This is a genomic window from Pseudomonas sp. UBA6753 (genome assembly GCF_002453565.1).
Lineage (GTDB): Bacteria > Pseudomonadota > Gammaproteobacteria > Pseudomonadales > Pseudomonadaceae > Aquipseudomonas > Aquipseudomonas putida_Z.
Map to the genome: position 1 here is coordinate 130,966 of NZ_DKHD01000059.1, position 17,841 is coordinate 148,806.

The 17,841-nt window shown below is 62.2% G+C and carries 16 protein-coding genes, 2 tRNA genes and 1 pseudogene; 3 read left to right on the forward strand and 16 right to left on the reverse strand.

All coding sequences use genetic code 11. From position 1 onward, the window contains the following. Positions 1 to 559: 559 nt before the first annotated feature. The 5 genes and pseudogenes from B2790_RS23250 to B2790_RS23270 form a co-directional block, all read right to left on the reverse strand. Complete coding sequence (locus tag B2790_RS23250) at positions 560 to 766, reverse strand: DUF3079 domain-containing protein (protein WP_286919870.1); 207 nt, start codon at positions 764 to 766, stop codon at positions 560 to 562. Positions 767 to 888: 122 nt separating this feature from the next. Beyond that, positions 889 to 1,521, reverse strand: a complete 633-nt coding sequence (locus B2790_RS23255) for a hypothetical protein (protein WP_286919871.1) — start codon at positions 1,519 to 1,521, stop codon at positions 889 to 891. 9 nt (positions 1,522 to 1,530) lie between these two features. Then, positions 1,531 to 1,719: pseudogene (locus B2790_RS23260) on the reverse strand (XRE family transcriptional regulator); the annotation flags it as partial. A gap of 263 nt (positions 1,720 to 1,982) precedes the next feature. Beyond that, positions 1,983 to 2,058: transfer RNA gene (locus B2790_RS23265), tRNA-Thr, on the reverse strand. A 98-nt stretch (positions 2,059 to 2,156) separates the two neighbouring features. Further along, positions 2,157 to 2,405, reverse strand: coding sequence for a hypothetical protein (locus B2790_RS23270; protein ID WP_085618309.1), 249 nt, complete (start codon positions 2,403 to 2,405; stop codon positions 2,157 to 2,159). Between the two features lie 563 nt (positions 2,406 to 2,968). Here B2790_RS23270 and B2790_RS23275 point away from each other — a divergent pair. After that, positions 2,969 to 3,244: a DUF3077 domain-containing protein gene (locus B2790_RS23275; RefSeq protein ID WP_013970482.1), complete on the forward strand. Its 276-nt coding sequence runs from the start codon at positions 2,969 to 2,971 to the stop codon at positions 3,242 to 3,244. Between the two features lie 351 nt (positions 3,245 to 3,595). Here the strand turns inward: B2790_RS23275 and B2790_RS23280 are convergent, their stop codons facing one another. From B2790_RS23280 to B2790_RS23300, 5 genes are all read right to left on the reverse strand, one after another. Then, positions 3,596 to 4,801 (reverse strand): methyltransferase, encoded by a 1,206-nt coding sequence (locus B2790_RS23280; protein ID WP_286919872.1) that lies wholly within the window; start codon positions 4,799 to 4,801, stop codon positions 3,596 to 3,598. 128 nt (positions 4,802 to 4,929) lie between these two features. Next, positions 4,930 to 5,619, reverse strand: a complete 690-nt coding sequence (locus tag B2790_RS23285) for an ABC transporter permease (RefSeq protein WP_015268628.1) — start codon at positions 5,617 to 5,619, stop codon at positions 4,930 to 4,932. Beyond that, positions 5,619 to 6,311: an ABC transporter permease gene (locus B2790_RS23290; protein WP_286919873.1), complete on the reverse strand. Its 693-nt coding sequence runs from the start codon at positions 6,309 to 6,311 to the stop codon at positions 5,619 to 5,621. Before B2790_RS23290 ends, B2790_RS23285 begins: the two co-directional genes overlap by 1 nt. 54 nt (positions 6,312 to 6,365) lie before the next feature. Beyond that, complete coding sequence (locus tag B2790_RS23295) at positions 6,366 to 7,121, reverse strand: ABC transporter substrate-binding protein (protein ID WP_075044342.1); 756 nt, start codon at positions 7,119 to 7,121, stop codon at positions 6,366 to 6,368. Positions 7,122 to 7,132: 11 nt separating this feature from the next. Then, entirely contained in the window at positions 7,133 to 7,906 is a 774-nt protein-coding gene (locus B2790_RS23300; protein WP_003257472.1) for an ABC transporter ATP-binding protein, read from the reverse strand. Between the two features lie 663 nt (positions 7,907 to 8,569). Between B2790_RS23300 and gabP the strand changes: the two genes are divergently transcribed. Next, positions 8,570 to 9,955, forward strand: a complete 1,386-nt coding sequence (gene gabP / locus B2790_RS23305) for a GABA permease (RefSeq protein WP_025337364.1) — start codon at positions 8,570 to 8,572, stop codon at positions 9,953 to 9,955. A gap of 180 nt (positions 9,956 to 10,135) precedes the next feature. On the opposite strand, the gene B2790_RS23310 is transcribed toward gabP, so the two are convergent. The 6 genes from B2790_RS23310 to B2790_RS23335 form a co-directional block, all read right to left on the reverse strand. Then, positions 10,136 to 10,579 carry a hypothetical protein gene (locus B2790_RS23310; protein ID WP_013970488.1) on the reverse strand — a complete coding sequence of 148 codons (444 nt, stop codon included), beginning with the start codon at positions 10,577 to 10,579 and terminating at the stop codon, positions 10,136 to 10,138. A 59-nt stretch (positions 10,580 to 10,638) separates the two neighbouring features. Next, positions 10,639 to 11,619: a polyphosphate kinase 2 gene (ppk2, locus tag B2790_RS23315; protein ID WP_286919874.1), complete on the reverse strand. Its 981-nt coding sequence runs from the start codon at positions 11,617 to 11,619 to the stop codon at positions 10,639 to 10,641. Positions 11,620 to 11,826: 207 nt separating this feature from the next. Further along, positions 11,827 to 11,902 (reverse strand) — tRNA-Phe (locus B2790_RS23320). A gap of 90 nt (positions 11,903 to 11,992) precedes the next feature. Continuing rightward, positions 11,993 to 12,265, reverse strand: a complete 273-nt coding sequence (locus tag B2790_RS23325; protein ID WP_003257478.1) for an oxidative damage protection protein — start codon at positions 12,263 to 12,265, stop codon at positions 11,993 to 11,995. Continuing rightward, on the reverse strand, positions 12,262 to 13,329 hold the full coding sequence (mutY, locus tag B2790_RS23330; RefSeq protein WP_286919875.1) for an A/G-specific adenine glycosylase: 1,068 nt from the start codon (positions 13,327 to 13,329) through the stop codon (positions 12,262 to 12,264). Before mutY ends, B2790_RS23325 begins: the two co-directional genes overlap by 4 nt. Beyond that, positions 13,326 to 15,572 (reverse strand): AsmA family protein, encoded by a 2,247-nt coding sequence (locus B2790_RS23335; RefSeq protein ID WP_286919876.1) that lies wholly within the window; start codon positions 15,570 to 15,572, stop codon positions 13,326 to 13,328. Before B2790_RS23335 ends, mutY begins: the two co-directional genes overlap by 4 nt. Before the next feature lie 326 nt (positions 15,573 to 15,898). Between B2790_RS23335 and B2790_RS23340 the strand changes: the two genes are divergently transcribed. Then, positions 15,899 to 17,560, forward strand: coding sequence for an OFA family MFS transporter (locus tag B2790_RS23340; protein ID WP_015268635.1), 1,662 nt, complete (start codon positions 15,899 to 15,901; stop codon positions 17,558 to 17,560). The last annotated feature ends 281 nt before the right edge of the window (positions 17,561 to 17,841 follow it).

A 17,841-nucleotide genomic window follows, 5' to 3' on the forward strand; every position in this document is an offset into this window, starting at 1 on the left:
CGGCAAGCCGGGCTCCCACAGGTATCTTGGTAGCAACTGCCTTGCTCAATTTCTAACAGGTGGCGCGATCCCTGTGGGAGCGGGCGCGCCCGCGAACACGGGCGAAGCCCGTGCCATCCACCGCAGCACCTGATTCGCTGGGTCGGCGCCAGGCTCAAGCCATGCGCTGTACCTGTGGTAGATGGCCCAGCCCTTTGGGTTGCGCTGTCGCGTAGATAACTGAAATTGCAAGCAATCCGCGTACCCTGTGGGAGCGGCTTTAGCCGCGAAGAATCCAACGCGGTGCATGGCACCGGCTGCGCCGGTGTTCGCGGCTAAAGCCGCTCCCACAGGTACAGCGCATGCCTTGAGCCCGGCGCACTCCTTTGGGAGCAACTGCCTTGCTCAATTTCTGATAGGTGGTGCGATCCCTGTGGGAGCGGGCGCGCCCGCGAATACGGGCGAAGCCCGTGCCATTCACCGCGGCCCCTGATTCGCTGGGGCTGCACCGGGCTTCAAGGCATGCGCTGTACCTGCAGGAGCCCGGCTTGCCGGCGATGGGCCTCAAAGCGGTCCCATTTCAGCTAGGCCCTGCCCCTTGCTCGTGATCAACCGGCTTCTCCAGCCGGTCCTCGAAACTGTCCCAGTCCTCGCCAAACAGTTCCACCGGGTGCATGGTCCGACTCGCACCATTGCCACAGGCCAATGACTTGGCCGGGCAGTACAGGTCGCAGCCCCAGCAGATGCGCTCCGGGTGGCTGGGGTTTGTGGGGAATTTCTTGGCCATGGTTTCCTTCCCTCAAGGACTGACTGATCTCAGGCTAAGCTGCGTGCCGGCGTCAGGCTTGATTGAGATCAATCTTGGGGAGGAGTACAGCCACTACAAACAACTGACCCAACATTATCGGATCAGTGTTGAGGTGGACGCGTTGCCAACTGGGCATAGCCATTCGGCAGATGATGGGCATCTACGAAGTGCCGGGTTTGCAGGTCTAGTACCAGGCTCATCAGGCTGGATACGGGCTCAGCCACGCCCCAGGTAGCAGCAACCTTGTCGTAACGGTTTACCGCTTGCGCCTTTTCTACCTGTTTGCCATTCAGATCTTGAGCCAGATCCTTCCAGCGGGTGACCAGCTTCTTCATCTGCTCGGCTTGTTCCGGCTTCATGCATGGAAAACGGCGAAGCCGGTCAACCAGATACATCAGGCGCCGCTTCCTTACGGGGGCGAGCCTTGGCATGTTCAAGCGATTTTCCAATGCTTCGCGCATATCCTCGTTTCTGTACCAGAAGAGGAGAGCGAAAGTCTCGGCAACGGCCTTGTCGAGCTTGTCCAGCGAGGTTTTTGTAGCTTGAACGACCAGGTGCTCGAGTGCCTGACGGGCATGTTGATCAGAGGGGGGCATGTCAGCGGACACAAGCGCCCAGAGTTTTTCTAGCGAGTAATCGAGCGGGGAGTTGTCGCAATGCCGGGCCCCATGCGCCGTATTCGAGGGCACAGTCATCGCCTCACTGGTATTACTGGCCCCACTCTCGCGCTTCATCGAGAATCAACCATTTGCAAGCTCGGATTTTCGGGATTGGGTTACGTTCAGCCTGACCGCAGCATCATGCTGCTTGAGGCCCATTTTTTTGATGCAGTCCGTGATGAAAATGGACAGGTCCATTTTCAAGGCCATTTTGCTGGCCGTGTCTGCATCGTGGGTGGCGTGGAAAGGGCTTTCGTGGAATTGAAGCGCCATCGGCTTGCCTCAGCAGGAATACCTAAAATTTACGATAAATCGTGGCGGGGCCAAGTGGGCGAGTCAAAGCGTTTATGTTGAAAGACGTGTCTGGTCTCTGGCTGCGCTCTTCTTTGGGATCGTTGGGGCTGCTGCGCAGCCCATCGCAGGCAAGCCAGCTCCTACACCGAGCGCATCGACCTCAAGGCCAAGGCTGATGTGGTTGGGCGACCCTGAAAACAAAAAAGGCCCACCTTTCGGTGAGCCTTTTTTGATACTGCGTATGGTGCCGGCACCAGGAATCGAACCCGGGACCTACTGATTACAAGTCAGTTGCTCTACCATCTGAGCTATACCGGCAATGGGGCGTCATTATAACGATCGGTTGGCGCCTGTAAACCACTTCGTTGCGAATGTTCGCAAATGACCTAAGTCACCGACCTGAAAGAAGAATTTTCCTACCAGCCGCGATGGATGGTGGTGACGCTCGGCTCGGTTTTGCCCGGGTTGAAGAACAGCTTGTCGTTGTCGCAGCCGCGCTTGCGGCAGGGGCTTTCGGTGCGCAGGGGCAGGCCGTTGTCGCCGCCCAGCTGCATGCCGGGGTGGTTCCAGCCCAGGCTGCTGTTGGAGTGGGGAGCGGTGCCGCTGGCGCAGCCGGTCAGGGCCAGGGCGAGGGTCAGCAGGGCGAGGGGCTTGGCTTGGGTCACGATGGTCGGGTCCGTTAGTCCATTGTCGGTTCTGGCGCAACGCCAGAAGGTCGCGGGGCTGGCGGGCAGCGCGCGACGTCACTTTTTAATGATTTGGGGGGCGGATGATACACCGTTGCGGTGGTCAGGCATTAGCTTTGTGTTGCTTGTGATGGCCTATTCGCGGGCTTGCCCGCTCCCACAGGATCTCCACAAGCCTTGAAACTGTGTAGTACCTGTGGGAGCGGGCGCGCCCGCGAAAGGGCCATCAGCTGTACGAAGATTCTGAACTTTAGGGCTAACAGCTTCAGGGTTTGATGGCTTCGGAACTATCCTACGCGCGCCGCCGAAGTATCGCTGTTGTCGGGGAAATGGCTCACGGATACCTTTTTCGGGTCGCTCTGGCGACCGGGTGTGAGAACCCTGATCGAATAAGCGCTACCCATTTATGGTGGCCGTACGCGGGCAGACTTCGGTCTGGCCGGGCTTCCTTATTCGACCGGTTTCTCACCCCGCGTACGGCTGCCACCCAAATCCGTGAGAAAGATTTCTGGCAGTCCCTTCCCCGAGTAAGGATTTATGCCATGAAGAAAACCATCATCGAACCCATCACCACCGCAGGCGTGGAAACCTTCCTCGCAGCCGGTAACCCATCTCTCAATCTGCTACGTGTGGAGCCTGGCGTCCCCGTCGATGCTGCCTATGAGCATGTCTCGATCCTGATGGGCTACATCAAGCATCTGGTGCGCGAGGGGGATATGGAGGATGACCATAAATTCCTGGGCGCCGCCGATTATCTGTGCGACATGGCCAAGGCGCTGATGAACGATATCGAGATTGCCAAGAACAAGGCGCATTGAAAGGTGTGGGAGTGGGCACCGCGTTGCATGGCACGGGCTTCGCCCGTGTTCGCGGGCACGCCCGCTCCCACAGGAATTGCGTAAACCTGCCGGCTTTTGAGCAAGAAAAAGAGCCCACAAAGGCCGTGCAAACAATGCTTGCGCCAACCACAAGAAATGTTTATGCACAAGTGGCATCGGCGCCTTGCGCGAAAGGCATGCCGGATCGATACACCGCCGGTCTTTGCGCAAACGCCTGTTTTTACTGGCCTTGACGCGCAAGCTGGAATAAGCGAAACGCTTGAAATAGCGCTTGGATCCAACAGGTAATCACAAGCTTGTTCACAGAGTTATCCACAGGTTGTGCTGCGGCTAACGGTCGCGTTCGGCAAGAATTAGCAGGTTGCGCGGGGTGAGTGGGTAATCGCAGAACAGGCCAAGGCGCACGTTGTAGCCTTGTTCTTCGAGGAACAGGGCACGATCGATTACCAGCCACAGCTCCAGCGGCCGGCGGAACAGGTTGCGCACGCGCTCCAGGTTGCGGACCTCGGCCAGGCGTTGCCAGCCGGCGGCTTCCAAGGCTGCCCAGTCCGGGTTGCCAGTCAGCTGCAATTGCTTGAGTTCAGCCAGGTCGCGGCAGTAATGCTCGAAGGGCTTCTCCAGCCAGGCCACCGGTAGTGACGGTGTCGGCAGGTACTCATCGGTCTGGCGCTGCTGGCGTTGCAGCAGGTCGAAGCCCAAGCGCCGGGCCATCGAGGTGTCGCGCTGGCGCCGCACGCGGGCGCCGGCGGTAACGGTTTCGCTCAAGGGCAGGCCCAGGTCGTCCAGTGACAGCCGCAGGCTGGAGGCTTGGGCGGCTGTGGATAACGCCTGGTATTGCTGCGCCGCGATGCGGTTGTAGCAGCAGGGGGCCACGGCCAGTTGCCGGCAACCCTGCTGGCTGGCCAGTTGCATCAGGCGCACATGCAGGTCGCCACAGGCGTGCAGGGCTACCACGCTTTTGTCGCCAGCCAGGTGGCGGGCGCTGTCGTTGGCCATCACATCCTGGTGCACATGCTGCGCCGGCAAGTGGTGGTGCGTGCTCAGGGCCTGGCCGGCGGTGACCAGTTCGGCGTCGTATTCCAGGCAGGTCAGGTGTTGGCCGGGTTGCAGCAGGCGGCGGCCCAGGTGGCCTTTGCCGGAGCACCAGTCCAGCCAGTGACGGGGCTGTTCGCGGAAGGCCAGGTGGCTGGCGAAGGCTTCGATCTGCTGCCATTTGCGGCCGGGGACGGCTACGTCGAGGCGGTGCGCGGCGGGGGGCAGGTCGGTTTCCGGGAGGTTGCCGAGTGCCGAAAGCTGTCGGGCTTGCTGGGCCAGTTGCGGGAACGGGGCGGGCAACGGGGCAGCGGTGGTGTCGGTTTCGGCGTCTGCCAGGGAGCATTGGCGCAGGTGGGCGGCAAGCTCGGGGTGGGCGGTTTCCCAGGCCAGCTGCAGGCTGGTGAAGGGGCGGGGTTTCCACAGCTGCTGGTGCTCGATCAGGAACTGGTCGAGGGCCTGGAAGCGGGTGCTTAGGTGGGGGCTGTGGAGGTGGTTGGGCATGGCAAGGATGTGTGGTGGTTTTGAGGGCCTCTTCGCGGGCACGCCCGCTCCCACAGGTATAGCGCCACATTCGAGGTTGGCGCTACACCTGTGGGAGCGGGCGTGCCCGCGAAGCAGTCAGCGAGGTCTCAGCGGCCCTGGCACGCATCCACGCGCAACCAGCGCTCCAGCAGCTTGAAGCCCTGCACCAGCACGAACGAGATCACCAGGTAGAACACCCCGGCGGCAAAGAAGATCTCTACCGGCAGGTAGGTGCGGGCGATGATGGTACGGGCCATGCCGGTCAGTTCCAGCAGGGTCACGGTACTGGCCAGGGCACTGGCCTTGAGCATCAGGATCACTTCGTTGCTGTACGCCGGCAGGCCGATGCGCGCGGCGCGTGGCAGCATGATGTAGAACAGCGTCTTGCCCCGCGACATGCCCAGCGCCCGCGCCGCCTCGATCTCACCCTTGGGGATCGACTGCAGCGCGCCGCGCAGGATCTCGGCGATGTAGGCAGCAGTGTGCAGGGTCATGGTCAGCACGGTGCACCAGAACGGGTCGCGCAGGTACGGCCACAGCGAACTCGAACGCACCGCGTCGAACTGCGCCAGGCCGTAGTAGACCAGGAACAGCTGCACCAGCAGCGGCGTGCCACGGAAGAAGAAGATGTAGCTGAACGGCACCGCGCGCACATACCAGTGGCGCGAGGAGCGGGCGATGCCCAGCGGGATGGCCAGGATCAACCCGGCAACCACCGCGATGGCCACCAGCTCCAGGGTCAGGGTCGCACCCTGGGCCAGGCGTGGCAGCCATTTGATGATGACTTCCCAATTCATTATTCGGCCCTCGCAAAGCCGCGAGCGGCGCGTTTTTCCATGAAGTGCATGCCGGTCATGGCAATGATGGTCAGGCTCAGGTAGATGCAGGCCGCAACCATGTAGAAGGTGAACGGCTCTTTGGTCACGGTCACGCCGATTTGTGCGTGGCGCATGATTTCTTCCAGGCCGATCACCGACACCAGGGCGGTGTCCTTCATCAGGATCATGAACAGGTTGCCAAGGCCGGGCAGGGCGATGCGCCACATCTGCGGCAGGATGATCCGCGACAGGATGCGGCCTTTGGACAGGCCAAGCGCCAGGCCGGCTTCACGGTGGCCCTTGGGGATCGCCAGGATGGCGCCACGGAACACTTCGGTGGCGTAGGCGCCGAAGCACAGGCCCAGGGCGATCACACCCGCAGCGAAGGCGCTGAGCTCCAGGCCCGGCATGTTCAGGGCTTCACCGAGGGCGTTCATCAAACCGACGGTGCCGAAATAGATAAGCAGTACCCACAGCAGTTCGGGCACGCCGCGAACCAGGGTCGAATAGAAGCCACCAAGCCATTGCAGCGGCTTGATCGGGGAAGTCTTGGCCAGGGCGCCGAGCAGGCCCAGGACCAGGCCCAGCAGCAAGGCGCAAAGCGCCAGTTTTACGGTCATCAGGGTGCCGGCCATCATGGCCGGACCGAATCCGTGCAGGTCGATATTCATGGGCAGGTCATTCTAGGGACTGGCGCGCCGCAAGGGCGCGCCGGTCGGGGCGGATCATTCGATGCTGAACGGGAAGTACTTGTCGTTGATCTTCTTGTACGTGCCGTCGGCCTTGATTTCTGCCAGGGCCTTGTTCAGGTCGTCGCGCAGCTTGGTGTCACCCTTGCGCACGGCAATGCCGATCTTGTCGCTGTCCATCACCGGCTCGCCCTTGAACTCGAAGTTCGAGCCGTCTTTGCTCTTCAGCCACTCGTACTGCACGTACTTGTCGGCCAGGATGCCGTCGATGCGGCCGGAAACCAGGTCGAGGTAGGCGTTTTCCTGGGTGTCGTACAGCTTGATCTCTACGTCGTCACCGTAGTTATCCTCCAGCCAGGTGCCAGCCAGGGTGGCGCGCTGGGTGCCGATCACCTTGCCCTTGAGCGAGGCCTTGTCGGTCTTGAAGTCGACGTTTTTCGGCGCGATGAACTGCAGCTTGTTGGAGTAGTACGGCTCGGTGAAGTCCACGGCCTGCTTGCGCTCGTCGGTGATCGACAGCGACGACACCAGGAAGTCGAACTTCTTGGCGTTCAGGGCCGGGATGATGCCGTCCCAGTCGGAGGTGACGACCGAGCATTCGACTTTCATCTTGGCGCACAGGGCGTCGCCGATGTCTTTGTCGAAGCCGACCACGTTACCGCTGGCATCCTTGTTGTTGAACGGTGGGTAGGCGGCTTCGATACCCATGCGCAGTTTTTCTGCGGCCAGGGCGTTGGCCGACATCACCAGCGTGGCAGCAGCTGCCAGGAGGAACTTCTTGTAAGTGTGCATGTATTGCTCCGTTAGCGGTGGCTGGACATGAATTGCTTGCAACGCGCCGAGGTCGGGTTCTCGAAGACCTGCTGCGGCGATCCCTGCTCTTCGACCAGGCCCTGGTGCAGGAAGACGACTTCACTGGACACATGGCGGGCAAAGCTCATCTCGTGCGTCACCAGCAGCATGGTACGGCCTTCTTCGGCCAATGCGCGGATAACGTTTAGCACTTCCTGGACCATTTCCGGGTCGAGCGCCGAAGTTGGCTCGTCGAACAGGATGACCTTGGGCTTCATGGCCAGGGTACGGGCAATGGCGGCGCGCTGTTGCTGGCCACCGGAAAGCTGGGCGGGGTAGCTGTGGCGCTTGTCGTAGATGCCCACCTTGTTCAGCAGGGCTTCGGCGGCTTCGATGGCCTCGGCCTTGCTCTGGCCGAGCACGCGGCGCGGCGCCTCGATGATGTTGTCGAGGATCGACATGTGCGGCCACAGGTTGAAGTTCTGGAAGACGAAACCGATCTCGCTGCGCAGGCGGTTGATCTGGCGGTTGTCGGCGGCGACCAGGTCGCCGTTCTTGGCGGCCTTGAGCTTGAGGGCTTCACCGGCGACCAGGATTTCGCCCTGGTGCGGGTTTTCGAGCAGGTTGATGCAGCGCAGCAGGGTGGACTTGCCGGAGCCGGACGACCCCAGGATGGAGATCACGTCACCGTCGCGTGCGGTCAGCGAAATGCCCTTGAGAATTTCCTGCTCGCCGTAGCGTTTGTGCAGATTGCGGATTTCCAGCGCGGGCGTGGCCTGAGCCATGTGCGGTCCTCATGTGTACGGGTGCGTTCCCAGCTGTTGGCGGCCTTCCTGGCGTGCGCCAAGCTAGCATAGCGGCATTATCACGGCCAACAGGGTCGCTGGGGACTCGGGGCGCTGGTGGGGCGGTTTGTCGCATCGTTGCAGCGCAACGTCGCGCGGATGTCCGCGAAGGTGTCGCCCAGCACCAGAGCCTTGATGAAAAAAGGCGCGATGGTGCCAGCTTTGGCCCGCTCATGGAAGCGGTTTTAGACCTTTCGCGGGTACGCCCGCTCCCACAGGTTCTTTAAAAAGCTCAAATGGTTGCACCTGACATGTGGGAGCGGGCATGCCCGCGAACGGGGCGGTCGGGTCTTCAGGTTGTACCTGTAGGTTGCACTTTTTTGCATTGCAGTGGTGCAAAGGTGTTACCGGGGAGCACCTTTGGTGCGTTTGTAAGTGGGTATTTCAGTAATCCGATGATTTGGTGGCCTTTCGGTCAGCCATTGGCCGAAAGCCCTCCAAACCGCATGCTAAAAGGCCTGCCGACTTTTCTGACGAATGCATTCAGCACATGGCGCGCTTATTGCCAGTAGGAAACCGCCGATTGCAGCGACGCCCAGGTCAACCCCAGGCGCGCTCCGTAACCGCAGTCGGAGTGGTCCACTCCTTACAAAGGTAGTTTTAATGAGCGGTAACAATTCCAATGACCTCGCTCAGGGGCTCAAACAACGGCATGTGACCATGCTGTCCATCGCTGGCGTCATCGGTGCCGGCCTGTTCGTTGGCTCCGGCCACGCCATCGCTGCTGCCGGCCCAGCCGTGCTGCTGGCTTACGCTGCCGCTGGTACGCTGGTCGTGCTGGTGATGCGCATGTTGGGTGAAATGGCTGTCGCCTCGCCTGACACCGGTTCGTTCTCTACCTATGCCGACCGCGCCATCGGGCGCTGGGCCGGTTTCACCATTGGCTGGCTGTACTGGTGGTTCTGGGTGCTGGTAATTCCGCTGGAGGCCAACGCCGCCGCGGCCATCCTGCATGCCTGGTTCCCTGCGGTCGACCTGTGGGCGTTCTCCCTGGTGATCACCCTGGCGCTCACCCTGACCAACCTGTGCAGCGTGAAGAACTACGGCGAGTTCGAGTTCTGGTTCGCCCTGCTCAAGGTGCTGGCGATCATCGGCTTCATCGCCGTGGGTTGTGCTGCCATGTTCGGCTTTGTGCCGAGCAGCCAGGTAAGCGGTGCCAGCCACCTGTTCGACACCCAGGGCTTCATGCCTAACGGCCTGGGCGCGGTGCTGGCAGCCATGCTGACCACCATGTTCTCGTTCATGGGTACCGAAATCGTTACCATTGCCGCTGCCGAGTCGAAGGACCCAGGCAAGCAGATCAGCCGCGCCACCAACTCGGTGATCTGGCGTATCTGCCTGTTCTACCTGGTGTCGATATTCCTGGTCGTGGCCCTGGTACCGTGGAACGACCCGGCCCTGGCCGAGACCGGTTCCTACCAGACCGTGCTGAGCCGCATCGGCGTGCCGAATGCCAAGCTGATCGTCGACATCGTCGTGCTGATCGCCGTGACCAGCTGCCTGAACTCGGCGCTGTACACCTCGTCGCGCATGCTGTTCTCGCTGAGCAAGCGTGGTGACGCCCCGGCCATTGCCCAGCGCACCACCAAGTCGGCTACCCCGCATGTGGCGGTTCTGCTGTCCACTGCAGCGGCCTTCCTCTGTGTGTTCGCCAACTTCGTGGCCCCGGCCCAGGTGTTCGAGTTCCTGCTGGCCAGCTCTGGTGCCATTGCGCTGCTGGTGTACCTGGTGATTGCCGTATCGCAGCTGCGCATGCGCGCCCAGCGTGAGGCCCGCGGCGAGAAGATCACCTTCAAGATGTGGCTGTTCCCGGGCCTGACCTGGGCGACCATTGCCTTCATCATTGCCATTCTGGTGGTAATGGCGCTGCGTGAGGACCACCGCGCCGAAATCATCGCGACCGCATTGCTGAGCATTGGCGTGGTGGCGGCTGGCTTGCTGGTGCACCGCAAGCGTGAAGCTGCCGGGCGGGTGGCGCTGGATAACTGATCCGCGCTGGCTGAAATGAAAAGGCCGCGTCCTGTGAAGGGCGCGGCCTTTTTTGTTGCCTGTTCCGGCCCTTTCGCGGGCTTGCCCGCTCCCACAGGGACGGCATTACCTTCGGGCCTGTGGTGTTCATGTGGGAGCCGGCTTGCCGGCGATAGGGCCCGGGCAGGTTATCCAGCCCTGTCAGCCAAACTGCTTCTGCTGCTGTTGCTGCTTGGCAACCAGCTCCGAAGCCGCCACATAGGCTGCCTGGAACTCATCGCTCTCCAGCCAGGCCATGGTGGCCTCTTCGTCGGCCCCGTCCAGCCATTTGCGGTAGGCATTGAACACCAGCACGATGTAGTCGGTGGCGTGTTCTTCCTTGTGCCCCTTGAGCACCAGGGCCAGCAGCGGGTCTACCAGGAACACCGAAATCATCGGCACCAGGCCGCCTTCCTGGGCTTCCTTCATTTTCTTGAACAGCGGGTCGTAGCTGCCCGATTCCATGGCCTTGTTGTATACCTGCTCGATGCTGGCGCTGTCGCCTGCGCTGGCCTTGACTGCCTGGCCGCTGCGTACCATGCGGTTCTGCTTGGCCTTGCTGGCGGCGCGCTTGGCGCGTTTCTGTTGCTTGGTGGGGGTGGCCATGGGGTGAATCCTTGGTGGGGCGGAAATTGCGCGTATTGAAGCGCAGCAGGCACGCCGATTCAACTGGCCTGCGGCTCTGCCTCATCTTCCTCGAAACCTCGCGACGCCCGACCGACCAACAACTCATCCGGCGCATGCGCCACACTGTGGTTCTTCCCCGGATAATCCAGAGAATGCAGAAAGTGCCGGATGCAATTGATCCGCGCACGCTTCTTGTCATCGGACTTGATCACCGTCCACGGCGCATCGGCGGTATCGGTATGGAAGAACATCGCCTCCTTGGCTGCTGTGTAGTCTTCCCACTTGTCCAGCGACTTGATGTCGATGGGCGACAGCTTCCAGTGCTTGAGCGGGTCGTCCCGGCGCGAGATGAAGCGGCGCAGCTGTTCTTCGCGGTTCACCGAGAACCAGTACTTGAACAGCAGGATGCCGCTGTTGCACAACATCCGCTCCAGCTCCGGCGCCTGGCGCATGAATTCCAGATATTGCAGCGGCGTGCAGAAGTCCATCACCTTTTCGACGCCGGCGCGGTTGTACCAGGAGCGGTCGAAGAACACCATTTCACCTGCCGTGGGCAGATGCTGGATGTAGCGCTGGAAGTACCACTGGCCTTTTTCCTGCTCGGAAGGCTTTTCCAGGGCAACGATGCGCGCACCACGAGGGTTGAGGTGCTCCATGAACCGCTTGATGGTGCCGCCCTTGCCTGCGGCATCGCGCCCTTCGAACAGGATCACCACGCGCTGGCCGGTTTCCTTCACCCAGCTCTGTACCTTCAGCAACTCGATCTGCAGCGCGTGCTTGGCCTTTTCGTAGTCCTGGCGACGCATGCGGGTGCGGTAGGGGTAGCTGGCCGGCAGGTGGGCCGAGGTGCTGTCTTCGTTGCTGCCCTTGGGGGCGGTGGCGACTTCCAGTGCAGCAGGTTGCTGGCTGATGCTGGTGATCGTCGGCTCCGGCTTGCGCTGGCGTGGGCGACGCGTGCGGGCAGAGGTGATGGCGGGCTCGCTGGGGGCGGGGAGCAGGAGGGGGGATTCTTCGCTCATGGAGGTCCTTGCGGGTCGAGTCGGATGTCCGTCTTCGATTGTGAAGGTGAGCGAGTGATAGCTATTTGATGTCTATCAATGAGACGTGAGGGGATTTGAGGATTGAAGCTGTTGGATTATGAAAATTCACAGACAACAAAAAACCCGCACTAGGCGGGTTTCTTGTTGTCGCTTCGGGTAACTTTGCAACCACCAGAAGCTTGAAGGTGGTGCCCAGAGACGGAGTCGAACCGCCGACACGAGGATTTTCAATCCTCTGCTCTACCGACTGAGCTATCTGGGCGACGAGGTGAATTAAATAGACTTTCAGACCGCTCGTCAACGACTTTTTGAAAAAATTTTAAATTAATTCCGTCGCTTACGTTCCGTGGGGTCATTCCGAAGGTGGAACGTAGCCTTCCGCCTGGGCGTATTCTTCGCCGGCGAAAAACTTGTCCATCTCGCCCTGGAGGAATTTGCGGTCCTCGGCGTTCATCATGTTCAGGCGCTTTTCGTTGATCAGCATGGTCTGGTGCTTCTGCCAGTCGGCCCAGGCTTTCTGCGAGATGTGTTCGAAGATGTCCTGGCCCTTGGCGCCGGGGTAGGGCGGGCGCTCCAGGCCTGGCAGTTCTTCTTTGTACTTGCGGCACATCACGGTGCGGGTCATCGGGCGTCTCCTGCAGTCAGTTCGTCGGCCGCGCGTTTGAGCAGCTTTTTCACCGGGGCGGCGAGGCCCAGGCGCGGCGGGGTGGCGAGGTTATACCAGAGCCAGTCGGCCTCGGCCACGTGCTGGCCGACCGGGTCGACGCGCACCAGCCAGGGCTCGATCGCCAGCTGGAAGTGGCTGAAGGTATGGGTCAGGCCGTCCATGGCGCGGCTGTCAGCCAGGCGCAGGCCGTGCTGGTAGGCCAGATCGTCGAGTTGGGCGATGTCGTCCAGCTCCGGCAGGCTCCACAAACCACCCCACAGGCCGCTGGACGGGCGGCGGTAAAGCAGGATGGCGCCTTCGTGGTTGGCCAGCAGTGGCATCAGTGTGCGGCGTTGCGGCAGTGCCTTGCGCGGCTTGGGCTCGGGGTAGCGGGTTTCTTCACCGTGCAGGTGCGCTTCGCAGCCGCGCTGCAGCGGGCAGATCAGGCAACTGGGCTTGCTGCGGGTGCACAACGTGGCGCCCATGTCCATCATCGCCTGGGTGTAGTGGTTGGCTCGCTGCTGCGGGGTAAAGCGTTCGGCCGTGGCCCACAGCTGGTTGGCTACCTTGGGTTCGCCGGGGTAGCCGGCCTGGGCGGTGTAGCGGGCCAGCACGCGCTTGACGTTGCCGTCGAGGATCGGTGCGCGGATGCCCATGCTGATACTGGCGATCGCGCCGGCGGTGGAGCGGCCGATGCCGGGCAGCTCGGTGAGCTGCTCGACACTGCGCGGGAATTCGCCGCCATGCTGTTCGACCACGATCTTCGCGGCCTTTTGCAGGTTGCGTGCCCGGGTGTAGTAGCCCAGGCCCGTCCACAGGTGCAGCACCTCGTCCTCCGGCGCCTCGGCCAGGGCCTGCACGGTCGGCAGGGCCTGCATGAAGCGGTCGAAGTAGTTGAGCACGGTGCTGACCTGGGTCTGCTGCAACATGATTTCCGACACCCACACCCGGTACGGGTTGATGCCCTGTTGCCAGGGCAGGTCGTGCCGGCCGTGTTCGTCATACCAATCCAGCACTGCGCTGGAGAACTGCTCGGGGCTCATCGCTTGAACAGCCCCTTGAGCGCGTCTTTCAATTCCGGGCTCACTTTGTCTCCGAGTTTTTCATCGATCTTGTCTTGCAGGCGGTTGCCGGCCACCTTGGCGGCAACCTTGCCCAGGCCGTCCTGGTCCAGGCGGCAGGCTTTGGCGCCCAGCTCCAGCGGGCCGCGGCAGCGCAGCGGTATTTCGACACCCACATAGCGTTCGTTGACCTGGCAGGCCGGGTCCGGCATGGCGCGCTGGTCGCCTTCGACGACCACGCCAACGTTGTAGTCCATGCCCAGTACACGCAGGTCGAGGTCACCATGGCCATTGACGGTCAGGCCCGGAATGCGTGCCTTGAGGTCCGGGTTGTTGGCGACGCCATTGCGTACTACCAGGCTGCCACGCAGTTCCTGGAACGGGGTGTCCTTGCCGCGAGGCTCGCCGGTGAGCGATTTGCGGTTCAGCGTGGCGATGGCCTTGCACAGCTGCTGTTCCAGGTTGGCATTGACCAGCACGCCGTCGTTGATGACGAAGTTGGCGTTGCCGTTGAGGGTGTCGACCAGGGCCTTCTGGCTGTTGCCGGTGGCGGTCAGGTCGCTGGTCAGGGTCAGCAGGCCTTTGACCGGTGGCGTCTGTTCCTTGCCCTCGGTCTTGATGAAGTGTTCCACCGGCACCCGCTGGATGCTGGTGTTGACGCCCAGTTGCGGCACGGCAGGGCGCACGTCGACGGTGCCCTTGGCCTCGAAGGTGCCGTTGTACAGTTCACCGCGCAGGGTTTGCAGGGTCAGCAGGCCGCCCTGGCCGACGGCCTTGAGCTGGGCCTCTTCGATCGGCAGTTTGTCCAGGGTCAGCGAGCCGAAGGCCAGGTCGGCCTGCAGGTCGAGGGCGCGCAGGCGGTCGACCGGCAGCAGCTTGTCGTCGCTCCAGGCGACCTGGGTCGGGGCGTTGGGGAGCGGCGTGGTGCCAGGGCCGGCGACCGCGGTGGCTTCCTGTTGCTTGACCTCGGCCTGGCGCGCGGCGGTGGCGCCCTTGGCCTCTTCACTCTTGGCCGGCAGGTAGCGGTCGGCGTTGAAGGTGTCGCCCTTGAGCTGCAGGCGCAGTGCCTGTTTGGCGAAGTCTTCGACGGCCACGCGGCCACTGAAGGTGCTGTCGTCCAGCTTCACCGCCAGGTCTTCCAGGGCCAAGCTGTTCGGCGTGCCCTGCAGGCGGGTGACCAGTTCCAGCTTGGCGAAGGCCGCCGGGTCGTTGGTGGCCGGCAGCGGGCGGCCGATGCTGTCGAGGAAGGTGCGCAGGTCGAACTGGGCGATGGACAGGCCGCCGCTCAGCTGTGGCGCCTTGTCCAGGTCACGCAGGTTCAGCTCGCCCAGGGCGCGCAGCTGGTTGGCCGAGACTTTCAGGCCGTTCCACGAGGCGACATTGGCGGCCAGGTCGACCAGCAACTGGCCTTGGGCGGCGAAGGTCACGGTCTTGCCGCCGGTGGGCTCACCCGAGGTTTCGCCCGACAGGCGCATGTCTTCGAAGTTGTAGCGCTTGAGCTTGCGGTCGAAGCGCAGCTCGCCGGCCAGCTCGGTGCGGGCCTTGATGTTCGGCTGGCTGGCACTGAGGAAGGCGCTGGCCTTGAGCGGAATGTTCGCCCCTTCGTGGACCGGGCCGGTGCTCAGCTGGATGCTTTCGGCGCTGTAGCTCTGGCCGGTCTTGGCATCGGTGTACTGCACGCGGGCGTTGTTCACGGTCAGGCTGTCGATGTCCAGCTTGACGGCGCGTTCGTTGCTGGCGACCGGTGCTGACGCCTGTTCGGTCGGTGCCTGGGCCGGAGCACTGGCCTGCGCATCGGCGCTGGCGCCGTTCTGCGCGGGCAGCGGCTTGCCGATGTCTTCCCAGTTGCCATGGCCCTGTTCGTCACGGGCCAGGGTCAGGTTCAGGCCCTCGACGCGTACGTCGCTCATCTGCACTTCGCGGCGCAGCAGTGGCAGCACACGTACAGAAAGCCCGAGCATCTGCAGGTCGGCGAACGGCTCCTTGGGTTTGTTCAAGGTGGCAATGCTCGCTTCGTGCAACTCCAGGCCCAGCCACGGGAACAGGCTCCAGCCAATGTCACCGTTGAGGGTCAGCTCGACGTGAGCCTTGTCACGTGCCAGCTGGCGAATCTCGTCTTTGTAGTCGTTGGGATCGAAGAGGTGGGTCAGGGCGAAGCCCAGCGCCACGATGATCAGCAGCAACCCGAGAAGCCCTAGTCCCAGGATTTTGCCGAACGCTTTCATGGGCGAGTCCTTGTAGTCCGTTTTTGAAATTCAAGCGCCAGAGTATAGCGCCGCAGTGGTTGCCCCTGCGTATTCGACTAGAGATACAGGGCATTTCCTACGCGTACAGCAGATGGTACGGCTTTCGACAGCCATGATTTTGTCAGTTCCGAATGTGTGGCCTGTACTGGCCCTATCGCCGNNCTTGCCGGCGATAGGGCCGGTATAGGCAACATGACCGTTTCAGCCGAGCAAAAATTAACGATATCAGATTGCTTTCACGCTACTTGATGCTGCTACCCTTGCGCCGCTTTGCCTGCACCCTACCTATAAGAAGGATCTGATCCATGAGCAGTACCGTCGCGGCGGGGACCTTGGCCAGTGCGCCAGGCTTCCTGTCGAAGGAGCGCATCATCGCCCGTCCGGGCTTCAACCGCTGGCTGGTCCCGCCAGCCGCCCTGGCCATCCACCTGTGCATCGGCATGGCCTATGGCTTCTCGGTGTTCTGGCTGCCGCTGTCGCAAGCCCTCGGCATCACCGCCCCGGTTGCCTGCGCAGCGGACATGGGCTTCATGGCCCGTATGTTCAGCGCCGAATGCGATTGGCCGATTTCCATGTTGAGCTGGATCTACACCCTGTTCTTCGTCTTCCTCGGTTGCTCGGCGGCCGTGCTGGGTGGCTGGCTGGAACACGCCGGCCCGCGCAAGGCCGGCCTGGTGTCGGCGCTGTGCTGGTGCGGCGGCATGCTGATTTCAGCGATTGGCGTGAAAACCCATCAGCTGTGGCTGATGTGGCTGGGTTCCGGCGTAATCGGCGGTATCGGCCTGGGCCTGGGCTACATCTCGCCGGTGTCGACCCTGATCAAGTGGTTCCCGGACAAGCGCGGCATGGCCACCGGCATGGCGATCATGGGTTTCGGTGGCGGGGCCATGGTCGGTGCACCGCTGGCCACCGCGCTGATGGGCCATTTCGGCAATGCGCAGGAAGTGGGCGTGTGGCAGAGTTTCGTCGTCATGGCGGCGATCTACTTCGTGTTCATGACCGCCGGTGCCCTGGCGTATCGCGTACCGCCGACCGGCTGGAAGCCAGAAGGCTGGAGCGCCCCGGTGAAGAAAGCTGGCAACACCATGGTCACCGACCGCCATGTGCACGTCAGTGTGGCCTGGAAGACCCCGCAGTTCGCCTTGATCTGGTTGGTGCTGTGCCTGAACGTGTCGGCGGGTATCGGCATCCTCGGCATGGCTTCGCCGTTGCTGCAGGAAGTGTTCGCCGGCAAGCTGCTGGGCAACGGGCTGAGCTTCAGCGAGCTGAACAGCGCCCAGTTGGCGCAGATTGCCGCGATTGCCGCCGGCTTCACCGGCCTGCTGAGCCTGTTCAACATCGGCGGGCGGTTCTTCTGGGCGTCGTTCTCGGACTACATTGGCCGCAAGAACACCTATTTCGCCTTCTTTGCCCTGGGCGTGGGCTTGTACAGCCTGGTGCCGAACATGGGGCACCTGGGTAACGTGGCGCTGTTCGTGGCGGCTTTCTGCATCATTCTGTCGATGTACGGTGGTGGCTTTGCCACGGTACCGGCCTACCTGGCCGACCTGTTCGGCACGCAGATGGTCGGCGCCATTCATGGCCGCCTGCTGACCGCCTGGGCGGCGGCTGGGGTGCTGGGACCGGTGCTTATCACCTACCTGCGCGAGTACCAGTTGGCGGCCGGGGTGGAGCGTGCGGCTGCTTATGACATGACCCTCTACATCCTCGCCGGCCTGCTGGTGCTGGGCTTTGTCTGCAACATGCTGGTGCGGCCGGTGGCCGACAAGCATTTCATGAGCGATGCCGAACTGGCTGCCGAGCGGGCGTTGAGCCATGACAAGGGCGCCGACGGGGCGCGCTCGCTGGAGTGGAAAGCGGCGCCGGGTAGCCTGCCGCTGGTGTTGCTGGCCTGGGCGGTGGTGGTCGTGCCGTTGGCCTGGGGCGTTTGGATTACCCTGCAGAAGACGGCTGTGCTGTTCCATTGATCAGTGGTAAAACCGGCTGACTTTGCTGGCTGTACCGGCCCTATCGCCGGCGAGCCAGCTCCCACAGGTACGCCACAGGCCTGGAAGATTGTGAGGTCCCTGTGGGAGCTGGCTTGCCGGCGATAGGGCTGCAAAGCAGCCCCAGGCCACCCGGTTGTATAGACCTGTAACGGTATCCAGCCTGCGTAATTCCTCGTTCTGCCATATGTCATCCGCGTTTCAAGCCGGCGCGTTCTAGGCCTATAATGAAGCCCTTTTCGCCTAATGATTTTGCGGAGCTG